This is a genomic window from Segetibacter sp., assembly GCF_025963695.1.
Lineage (GTDB): Bacteria > Bacteroidota > Bacteroidia > Chitinophagales > Chitinophagaceae > Segetibacter.
The window spans coordinates 31,546-41,515 of record NZ_JAOQAH010000118.1; the positions used below are offsets into that span (position 1 = coordinate 31,546).

The window sequence follows — 9,970 nt, forward strand, 5'->3', positions numbered from 1 at the left end:
AACAAAAGTACAAGTGTGCGACGCAACAATGCCCGTACAAGCGATACAGGTAGGCTACATAAAAAAGAAGCAGAATTAATGACGTTTATCTTTTGCCACGTCTTGTAATGGGCTTGCCATACTTTTTCTTCATCTGATCTCTCCGGCTAACCTTCTTATTTATTTTGCTGTTTTTAGCCGATTTTTCATGAAAGGATGCACCTCTTTCTTCCTTTTTAGGCACCTTGATCTGTATTTCTTTTGTAGACACTTTCGGCTGCTCATCTTCGGTAAGCAGCGAGGATATTTGCAAGTGTGATGGCAGGGTAGCCGTGGAAATTTGAAACTTCATCAGACTCTCTATTGCTTCCCTTTGCTCTTGTTCCCTTTCTGTAATAAAGCTGATCGCTATGCCTTTTTTGTCTGCACGACCAGTTCGGCCAATGCGGTGAATATAATTTTCAGGAACAGGGGGAAGATCGAAATTAATTACATGTGTTACTTCTGCAATGTCGATACCACGGGCAACGATATCAGTTGCAATAATGAATTTATAAGTTCCTTCCTTGAATTGTTTAACAGTATTGAAGCGATGATTTTGTTCCTTATTAGAATGTATAACTCCGGCGATGCCAGGATAATCAGGTTCGAGTTCTTCGTATAGTTCGTCTGCCAGCTTTTTTGACGCGGCAAAAACCAATACTTTGGTCATCGTTTCATCTTCTGCCAACAACAATTTCAGCAGGTTTACTTTGGTATAAAAATTTGGTACTTCGTAAGCGGTCTGAATAATGTTTTCAACGGGTGTTCCTGCAGGTGCGGCTTCAATTCTTATAGGTTCGTTGAAGTAAGCATTCATTAAATCTTCCACTTCTTCTATGAGGGTTGCGGAGAATAACAGGTTTTGCCGTTTGGCCGGCAATAAGTCTAATATGTTTTTTAGCTGCGTTCTAAAACCAAGGTTTAGCATTTCATCTACTTCATCTATTACCAGCTTTTTTATCGACTTTACTTTAAAGGCTCCTGCCATTGCCAGATCAAATAACCTGCCTGGCGTAGCCACTAACACATCTAACCCATTTTGTAACTCCAGTTTTTGTGTACTGATATTTGCGCCTCCGTAAACACCTATAACATCAAGGCTTAAATAAGGAGTTAACTTTTTTACAGCTTCCACAACCTGCGCTACCAATTCGCGGGTAGGTACTACGATGAGTATTTGCGGGTCTTTTTCTTTTGAGTATTTCCAAAGGTTTAAAAGTGGAAGCAAATAGGCGAACGTTTTGCCCGTTCCTGTTTGAGCTATTCCGCACACATCCGCACCACTCATTACTACAGAAAAAACCTTTGCTTGTATGGTAGTCGGAGTTGTATAGCCGAGATCAGTAAGTGCATTTACAAGTTGTTTATTGAGATTAAAATCCTTAAATGTCATAGGTAGTAAATAAAGGGCAAAGGTAGGGTAAGTGTAAAGAAGGGGGAACTAACGGTTAATGATGGAAGTATCAGTGAGTCTGATTTGCTTATAAATAGAAAAGCCGCTGTAAAGATGTAAAGCGGCTTTTCTCATTTTGAATAATTTGCTTAAAAAAGCTAATTAAACTTTTCTGACATAAACTCGAGCAATTTCTCATCGCTCATTTTATTGGAAGTGCTTTCTTTAGCAACGGCGTTTTTAAATTGCGGAGTTTCTGACATGAAACGAATAAACTGTTCCTGTGCTGTTCCTGTTCCTGTTACGTGCACTTCATCTACATTTTGCATGAAGGAGGTTATTTCCTTAAATAACTTTTGCATTGAACCCTGTTCTGAATTATTTGCTGCATTTTCATTTGAGTTCTTGTCCTGGCCATTTACTTTGGCATGTCCAAGTATTACAAAGTTTCCTGTATCAATATTTTCTCTACCAACAACAATCGCCTGATGAGAATCCATCCAAACGCCAAATTGTTTTTTGTTCTTAGACATTTTATTTATTTTGACAATAGGCGGCAACAACCATACCCTATAATATTGAAGTTGCTTTTCTGCCACATTTAGTTGTAATAAGCCCCAGGTAAGGGATAAAGTGCCATATGAGGAGTAGAGTGGTTCTTCCTGTTAACTTATTTGTAACAACTGAAGCAAAACTGTTCCGATAATTTGCAGACTTATTAGACCCTATGCTACCTCGCAGACCCCGGACTAAGATAGCTACTACCATAATTTGTTTAGTATTGTCCGTTTCTGCTTTTAATCAGACCATTAGCTTGTCCGTTAATGTATCGGATGTCTCTAATAATAAAGTGCCAAATGCTACAATCAGCATCAATCAAAAGAAATTTAAAACTGACTCAACGGGTAAAGGAACTTTTGCAATAGTCGCAGGCACAACCAATCTAGCCGTTACTTCTGTTAACCACCATCCTTATGCGCTCAAGCTGTTTACAACTGCCGATACCACCATCTACATTGTCCTTCAAATGCGGGCAAGCCTTCTGGGAAATGTTACCGTAACTACCAGTCATAATGTTGTACGGAACCAAACAGGCGTACAAACCATTAGCGGAGCCCAACTACGAAAAATACCGGTAGTACTTGGAGAAATTGATCCGTTAAAAACAATCACATTACTGCCGGGGATTAAGAGTGGCGGCGAGGCAAGTGCAGGTATATATGTACGTGGCGGTGGTCCCGATCAAAATCTTGTTTTGCTTGATGGAATACCCGTTTACAATCCAAATCACCTACTCGGCTTCTTTAGTATTTTTAACGGTGAAGCTGTTAAAAATGTAGAAGTAATAAAAGGAGGTATTCCGGCCGAATACGGGGGTAGGTTAAGTAGCGTAATCGCTATCGATACAAGAGACGGTAACAAGGACTCCATAAAAGGAAGCGGGGGGATAGGCTTAATTTCAAGCAGGATATCCGTGGAAGGCCCGTTGGTTAAAGGGAAATCTTCTTTCATCATAAGTGCAAGACGCACCTACATAGACCAGGTGGCACGTGTAGTTGCAGCGGAAAGGGTGGGAGGTAACGGTTACTACTTTTACGACATCAATGCAAAAGCTGACTATATTGTCAATAGTAATAATCACCTTGCTTTTACTTTATATACAGGACGCGACAGGTTTTCTTTCGACAATAGCCGCACACAGCCAGCCGGTCGAAGTACTTTGTTCCAAACTTATTGGGGCAACACGCTTGCAGGCATTTCATGGAGGCAGCAGGTAAGTAAGAAATTGAATCATGAAACATCTGTTGTCTTCAACAACTTTACACTTGATAGTCGCTTTGGTGCCCCGGCAAGTACTTTTCTGTTCACTTCGGGGTTACAAGACCAGCAACTAAAAACAAACTGGCTGTACACCCACAGCGACTGGCTAAAACTTAAAGCAGGTGGGCAATATATCTGGCACCGGTTTAAGCCGGGTGCAGGAGGAATTACTTCCGGTATCCAGGAGTTTAAATCGCAGGTGAGTGATCAATATGCAAGGGAAGCTGCAGCGTACATCAGTTCTGATGTCAATGTAACTCCCGATCTCAACATAATAGCAGGTCTTCGATACAGTTATTTTAACCAGGTAGGACCAACGCGAAGAATCGCGTACGACAACGATGGCATACCAACAGGCGAAGTACAACAATTTTCAAAAGGGCAAAGCATTGCCAAATATCATTATCCTGAACCCAGGCTGAGCATCTTATATAAGTTACCAAACACTGCCAGCATCAAGGCATCTTACACCCGCACTATTCAATACCTTCATTTAGCCACTACAAGTGGGGCTACTTTCCCCAGCGATCTTTGGGTACCAAGCAGTGAGCTTATTAAGCCTTCCAATGCCCAACAAGTGTCAGTGGGGTATTTTAAAAACTTCAAAAACAGCACTTACGAAGCAAGCATAGAAACGTATTACAAGGTCATGAACAACCAGATAGAATTTAGGCCTGGTGCTCAATTGCTGCTTAATCAAAACCTGGAAGGTGAAATGATTTTTGGTTCAGGTAAGGCATACGGAGTAGAGCTGTTTGTGCAAAAAAAACAAGGAAAATTAACGGGTTGGGTTGGTTACACGCTTAGTCGGGCAGAGAGAAAATTTGCACAACTGGGCGACGGTAAATCTTTTCCATACCGGTACGACCGCACACACGATCTCAGCATCGTGGCTAATTATCCAATCAATACCCATTGGGAAGCTTCTGCTGTTTTTGTGTATGGTACGGGCAATGCACTTACAATGCCTACAGGTCGCTTTACTTATAATCTTGGTTACAATCCGGGTGACCGCCAACCCATTTTTACAAACATTAACCAGTACGACAAGATTAACGATTACCGTATGCAGGCTTACCACCGAATGGATGTAGCTTTCACCTATACCCGCAAGCCAAATAGTACAAAACGTATTAAAAGTAGTTGGAACTTCAGCATCTACAATTTGTACAGCCGCGCCAACCCATATTTCATCTATATCGAGGTCGATGACGAGAAAAAAACGGTTCAGGGAAAACAGGTGTATCTCTTTCCCATTGTACCTAGTGTAACATGGAACTTTAAATTTTAACCATGAAAAACAAATTGGTTAGGCAAGCTGTGCGAAGTCTTTTTTTATTGGTCAGCAGTAGCACGAATATCAGACTTCCGTTGCGACGCTCCGTTCCACTACAACTTTTCATAGCAGCATTCATGTTTTGCGTGGGCCTTACAGCCTGTGAAAAAAACATTGATATCAAACTAAATAATGGCGAACCCTTGTTGGTTGTAGAAGCCTATATCAACAACCAAATGCGCGAATACAACTATGTTGTACTAAGTCGCAGCCTCGAATACTTTTCAACCGATTTTCAAAGCACAGCTGTTTCTAATGCCACTGTTACCATAACCGAAGGCGAGCTGGTTAATCAACAATATGTTTGGAACCCTGCCAGTAAAGTTCAAATGTCGGAGGCTAATCTACCTATCGTTCCTGCTAATTTTAGAAAGGGTGTTTACTTCGATCCACGCCTGGTAACCAATCCTCAAAGTGCGTTAATTGGGGTTCCTGGTAAAAGTTACCTTCTCGAAATTTCTGCGGGTTTAAATAAATATACTGCGGTTACTACCTTGCTGACGCCTGTACCTATTGATAGCCTTACAGCCGGTTATTCGTACCGCGACACCGAAGACAACAACAAATTGAAGTTTCGTATTACAAATCACTATAAAGATCCCGACACATTAAATAATACCCAGTTTTACTATTATCGACACCCCGAAAATCGACACAATTTTGGTTGGGGAGGAATATCAAGAAGCCGGGCTTTTGGTGTTGATGACGTTACAAACGGGCAAGAAATACATCTTACTCATCCGCGTGGTTTTCTTGTCGGAGATACAGTAAATTATTACATGGCAAGTGTAACACGGGATGTCTACAATTTTTGGGACACTTACAGCAAAGCCCGAAATAACAACGGGCCTTTTGCCACGCCGGTTACGCTAAAAACCAACATGACCGGAAACAATGTTACCGGTTGTTTTAGCGGATTAAGTTTGAATTCCAGGACGATAATTATAAAGTAGAGCGCTTGATTTTTGAACGTTTAGTTCGGTAAAATCTGTTATTTCCGCCATCGTTTTACGTCTCTCGTTGTTCCAATTTACTTTAACGCTTTCTTACATATGACAGCATGGCAAATGGCAACAAACGGATTATGAATTGTGTTATCAGTGCATGCAAATTTCAGATGCTTTTCTACCTACAGATATAACAATTTCCCCCGAAAAACCTGCTAAGCTTTGGATGCCTAAAAGAGTTCTGTTTACTCCCGATGCATTAGATGAACCTTTTGGTCAAAAGATATTAGAGCGGGTTAAGCAGTACAACCTTCCCGTTGAAATATTGAAGAACAACAGGGTAACAGGATTGCGCGGGGAGACAGAAAGAGAAACCTATAAACTTGCCAAAAGTACTTTGGCTATTGTGAATGCTTCACCGTCGGCTTTCAGGCTTCGTCCTATTCCACCGTCTGCAGATTTCCAGTTCCACCTTGCAGAAGGGTGCCCGGCTCATTGCCAGTATTGTTACCTCGCTGGTAGCTTACAGGGGCCTCCTGCCATTCGTGTATTCGCTAATTTGCCTTTGATTTTAAACAACACGCAGAATTACAAACTTCCCAATAAGACTACCTCTTTTGAAGCAAGCTGTTATACTGATCCACTAAGTATTGAACATCTTACCGGCAGTCTTGCTGAAACAATCGAGTTTTTCGGAAAGCAGGACAATAAACATTTAAGGTTCGTTACCAAGTTTGATGCAGTCGATCCTTTGCTCCATTTAGATCATAATGGTAATAGCCGTTGGAGAATCAGTCTAAACGCTCATTCCATTAGTCGCCGGCTTGAAGGTGGTACAGCTTCTATCTCTGCCCGGATAAAAGCCCTGAGAAAGCTGGCACTTCCCCGCTGCCAAGGCGGAGGCAATTATCCTATTGGCGTTGTGCTTGCTCCAATAATGCCTATCGAAAACTGGCAGGAAGAATACGGTGTGCTCCTGGATGAATTAAGGCAGCACCTTGATTTTCCGGTTAACCTGACCTTTGAGTTAATCACTCACCGTTTTACCCCGGGGTCAAAGCAAGTGCTTACAGAATGGTACCCAAACACAAGCCTTGAAATGAATGAAGAAAACCGTTCTAAAAAGTTGAACAAGTTTGGCGGAACCAAGTATGTTTATACAAAAGATACCATGAAGGAAATGAAAGCATTCTTCTATGGTGAGATCAATAAGAAATTTCCGGAAGCAGAGATTTTGTACTGGACGTAGAGGCGACTTCAAAGCGATCATTGCCAGTGAACTAATCATCATTTCTACCAGTGGCAAAAAGCTGCTGTTTATTTAAAGATTTCTGTACAGGTTTCAGCTGAAGAACACCTGCAAAGGGGTTTAAGTGTTCCGATAGGATTACTTAAATCTAGTGCGGGGAGCAGGACTGTGTCAGGGAACTGTGAGAAGTTGCACAGCAAAGGAACTTGCAGTACATTGGAAGACAAAAAGCATGGCCATTTTTACAGCGTTGGTGACCGTGAAATAGCACATCTCAAAACTTTTGCAGTGGTAATGGGGATTTTATTAAACCTGAAGTTTTTCAAATGGCATAACTTGATAATCGCTTTAACCTTGCCACCGGTCTGGTCACAGTATAATAAATACAAGAAATGAAAAAAACAGTATCCCTAATTATTATTTCAATGTTTGTAATTCTATGCGGGCAAACTAACAAAGCTATTGCTCAACCTGTCTACGGCGCCTTGAATGACAGGTTTAGAAAATCGGAAAATGACAATTTAAACAAACCTTACCAGGGGATAGTTACCTCAAAGGGTATAGAAAAAGGATTGTTCCCAATTAAATCAACAGGAGTAACCACGGAACCGATTAAAAAGGCAGGTGAAATATTTTTAAAATCGCTGAACAAAGAACAATTAGCAAAAACGCAATTTGACATTCAAAATAATGAATGGCAAAAGTGGGCAAATGTGGACAATGGTTTGTACAGACGGCAGGGAGTTAGTATTAAAGAAATGACCAAAGAACAAAGAAAATTTGCGTTTCAGCTTATGCAAAGGGCATTAAGTGCCAAGGGTTTGCAACTAAGTAAGGATATTATGAAAACTGATCAAACTTTGAGAGAGCTGAACAACGATAACCCAATTTACGATGAAGAGCTTTATTTTTTTACGATAATGGGCAAGCCCTCAATGACCAAAGCCTGGGGCTGGCAAATAGATGGACATCATTTGGTTATCAATTATTTCATTTTAGGCGACCAGGTTGTTATGACACCAACCTTTATGGGAGGAGAACCGATCATCACAACTTCGGGGAAATATAAAGGGAATGTAATCTTTCAAGACGAACAAAATATTGGATTGAAGTTTATGCAATCCCTTTCGGCTGAGCAGCAAAAAGGAGCTACTTTATCCTTGGATAAAGGAAGAAATAATATTGCAGCAGAAGCTTTCTCGGATAGCAAAACAGTGGATTTTCAGGGCTTGTCAACAGCACAAATGACTGTAGAACAAAAAGGGAAATTATTAGATTTAGCAAAGCAGTATATTTCTAATATGGAAAATGGACACGCCAAAGTTAAAATGGAGGATATAAAAAAACATTTAGACAATACATGGTTTGCCTGGATTGGTAAGACCGATAAAGATGCTGTTTTCTATTATCGCATTCACAGTCCTGTAGTATTGATAGAATTTGACCACCAGGCACCGATCGGAATACCGGGGCAAGGTCGTGAAGCAACAAAAAATCACATCCATACAATAGTTAGGACACCTAATGGAAACGACTACGGAAAAGATTTATTAAAACAACATTTGGAACAATCTCACAATCACCAATAAAAATGCGAACCGGCAACATGGCTTAGGCGTTTAATTGTTTTGATAGGATCACTAAAACTAATGCTGGTGGCAGGACTGTCACGGGAAACTGTGAAAAGTTGTACAGCAAAAGAACCTGAAGCATTAGAAAGCAAAGGGTCTTATAAAATTGCAGCTAGTAAACTTTATACTGGACATTGTCCTGTTACAATCAATGGTTTAATTTGCCCTTTGGAAGACTTGAATCAACAAGTACCTAATAATCCTTCATCACTTCGCCCAATTTTAAGGGACGAAAAGAATTTTTTGATCTTCTGGATTGCGCTGAATTAAGATAAAAAGTACAAGAGTGCGACGCAACAAAAGTTATTAAGTAGGACGAGGCTTGGTAAAAAAACTAGTTAAGTTATTATCAAAACAATTTGATAGCGCTTTCTTAAGATGATCTTTTGCAGCAGAAAAAACCGTGGTGCAAAAGAGCATTTTCATTTTATTTAGTATTGATATCAGACTTTTCAAAATTGCGGTAAGAAGCAAACGATCAAGCCTTACTCTTGCTGACAGCTTCCATAAGACCCTTTATGTAACCCCAGGCAAAAAGGGACCCAATAGTGCTGTAACCTGGAAACTCATTGCTGTCACCTGCCATAGTAGGAACATGATCGGGTCTTATAGGACCTCTGAAACCAATATTGTAGTAAGCTTCCATCGCTTTGTACATATCAATCTGGCCTTCATCGTGAAATGTTTCTGTAAAAGCCTCGCTAGGTATTTTTCCACTCAGGTCCTGCACATTTCTAAAATGAACAAAGTGAATTAATTTCTTTTTTCCAAAGTATTTCACAGTCTCGGGAATATTTGCTCCCATAAGAGAGAAATTGCCCTGGCACATAGTAATGCCGTTACTAGGACTTGGATAAAGGTTTATTAAACGCTTAAAGTTATCGACAGAGGTCATGATACGGGAGATGCCTTTAATATTGTCGACCTGGGGATCATCGGGGTGCATGGCCAGTTTTATACCTACTTTTTCAGCCTCAGGAATAACAGCTTTTAAAAAATACTCCAGGTTTTTCCATAGAGTTTCTTTGGTAACCAGGCCATATTGTGTCGGCGGTGCATTTTTGATAGTTTCATAATCAAAAGCAGTCATCAAAGCGCCACCGCGACCTGGTCTGGCATTATCAGTTCTGTACCAACCAATCGCCGGCATCCAGTTATAGCAGATTGTATCAACACCAGCCTTGGACAAACTCTTCATTAAAGTGATAAAATTTGCAATCTCTTCATCACGTCCAGCCAGTCCAAGTTTTGTTTTTTCTCCCAGTGAAGGCGGACCTTCCACTACATTGAAATTTAATCCTACTTTGCTCCATGCTTCCTTTACCGCCAATACAGACCTTTCCTCAAACGGCCGGGCCGTATCTAAGCCGACCATTTTTGTATTTATTCCTCCCACCGCTCCAAATACATTCATTTGTTTCAGCAAAGCAATCTTGCGATCATTCATTCCGCTGAAATAGGCTTCACTTGCCTGCATACCTGCATCTTTTGCCAGGTCTGATACACCTGATTTAATATGACCCTTTTCTGTGATAATGGGAGAACTGGCAATAGAAGAGGTAAACCCTCCAA

General features: G+C 40.7%; 8 protein-coding genes. 5 read left to right on the forward strand and 3 right to left on the reverse strand.

Going from position 1 to position 9,970, the window contains the following annotated elements; genetic code table 11:
- Positions 1-85 precede the first annotated feature (85 nt).
- Both JWR87_RS19710 and JWR87_RS19715 read right to left on the reverse strand, forming a co-directional pair.
- Positions 86-1,414, reverse strand: coding sequence for a DEAD/DEAH box helicase (locus tag JWR87_RS19710; protein WP_297823524.1), 1,329 nt, complete (start codon positions 1,412-1,414; stop codon positions 86-88).
- A gap of 158 nt (positions 1,415-1,572) precedes the next feature.
- The gene (locus JWR87_RS19715) at positions 1,573-1,947 is read right to left on the reverse strand and encodes a hypothetical protein (RefSeq protein ID WP_297823526.1); all 375 of its coding nucleotides are present in this window, start codon (positions 1,945-1,947) and stop codon (positions 1,573-1,575) included.
- A gap of 281 nt (positions 1,948-2,228) precedes the next feature.
- Between JWR87_RS19715 and JWR87_RS19720 the strand changes: the two genes are divergently transcribed.
- The 5 genes from JWR87_RS19720 to JWR87_RS19740 all read left to right on the forward strand — a co-directional run bounded on the left by JWR87_RS19720 (position 2,229) and on the right by JWR87_RS19740 (position 8,668).
- On the forward strand, positions 2,229-4,526 hold the full coding sequence (locus tag JWR87_RS19720; RefSeq protein ID WP_297823528.1) for a TonB-dependent receptor: 2,298 nt from the start codon (positions 2,229-2,231) through the stop codon (positions 4,524-4,526).
- A 2-nt stretch (positions 4,527-4,528) separates the two neighbouring features.
- Positions 4,529-5,524, forward strand: a complete 996-nt coding sequence (locus JWR87_RS19725; RefSeq protein ID WP_297823530.1) for a DUF4249 family protein — start codon at positions 4,529-4,531, stop codon at positions 5,522-5,524.
- Between the two features lie 151 nt (positions 5,525-5,675).
- Positions 5,676-6,767 carry a spore photoproduct lyase family protein gene (locus JWR87_RS19730; RefSeq protein WP_297823532.1) on the forward strand — a complete coding sequence of 364 codons (1,092 nt, stop codon included), beginning with the start codon at positions 5,676-5,678 and terminating at the stop codon, positions 6,765-6,767.
- Positions 6,768-7,159: 392 nt separating this feature from the next.
- A complete protein-coding gene (locus JWR87_RS19735; protein WP_297823534.1) occupies positions 7,160-8,356 on the forward strand; it encodes a DUF3500 domain-containing protein in 1,197 nt (398 codons plus the stop codon).
- A 60-nt stretch (positions 8,357-8,416) separates the two neighbouring features.
- On the forward strand, positions 8,417-8,668 hold the full coding sequence (locus JWR87_RS19740; RefSeq protein WP_297823536.1) for a hypothetical protein: 252 nt from the start codon (positions 8,417-8,419) through the stop codon (positions 8,666-8,668).
- Between the two features lie 208 nt (positions 8,669-8,876).
- On the opposite strand, the gene JWR87_RS19745 is transcribed toward JWR87_RS19740, so the two are convergent.
- Positions 8,877-9,970 (reverse strand): mannonate dehydratase (locus JWR87_RS19745; protein WP_297823538.1); only part of this gene is annotated, 1,094 nt, incomplete at its 5' end.